We start from the raw sequence: 785 nt of genomic DNA, 5'->3' as shown, positions 1-785 counted from the left end.
CGACCGGCACCCCGGCCGCCGGCTCGGCGCCGTCCGTGGTCGCGGCTTCGGGCTCACCTGCCTCCGCAGCGAAGGTCTCCGGCGGGGTGGCCGGCGCGCGGGGCGGCAGGGACCGGGCCGCGCCGGCCTCGATCTCGTCGGCGATCCGCTCCGCGCCGAGCAGCACCCGCGCCTCCAGGTGCGGCGCGGTCGGCACCACGGAGTCGGCCGAGTTCAACAGCAGTACGGGTGCCCGCAGTCGCTCCCAGATCCTCGCGTGCACCCGGGCGGCGATCTCGGCGCCCCAGGTACCGCCCTCGGTGCTCTCCTCCGCCACGGCGACCAGGCGGNNGGCAGCACCGGCTCCAGGTCGGGCGGGTAGAGCCGGGCCGGGACCAGGACGTGCGCGGCGATCCCCCGGGCGCGCAGGAGCCGCGCCGCGTCGAGGGCCCGGTGCGCGGTGCCGCCGGGACAGATCAGCACCACGTCGGCGGCGGTGCCGTCCCGGGGGGACACGTGCGCCCAGCCGGTGGGTCCGCCGCGCAGCGCGTACCGGTGGTGCTCGTCCACCACCCCGTCGCGGAACATCCGCCGGGTGTAGAGGACCTTGTCCTCGAAGAGCATCGCGGGCCCCCGGTCGAGGCCCTCGGCGAGCTGCGCGTACGGGTCGTGGAAGGGACTCGTCTCGTACAGCGCCAGGTTGGGCACGCCGAGGAAGTGCTTCTGGAGGCTCTGGCTGTGGGTGGGGCCGTAGCCACGGTTGCCGCCGACGGGGCAGCGCACCACGACCGGCATCGGCACCCGGT

General features: G+C 76.4%; 1 protein-coding gene. It reads right to left on the bottom strand.

Annotated features, from left to right (window positions below):
• The coding region (locus tag CCN29_RS32740; RefSeq protein WP_442538627.1) for a hypothetical protein at nt 1–217 on the bottom strand (217 nt) is incomplete at its 3' end.
• Between the last annotated feature and the right edge of the window lie 568 nt (nt 218–785).

Origin of the sequence: Streptomyces pseudogriseolus, assembly GCA_002154585.1 — a bacterium.
Classification (GTDB): Bacteria; Actinomycetota; Actinomycetes; order Streptomycetales; family Streptomycetaceae; genus Streptomyces; species Streptomyces pseudogriseolus.
This window is presented reverse-complemented; position numbering and strand designations above follow the sequence as displayed.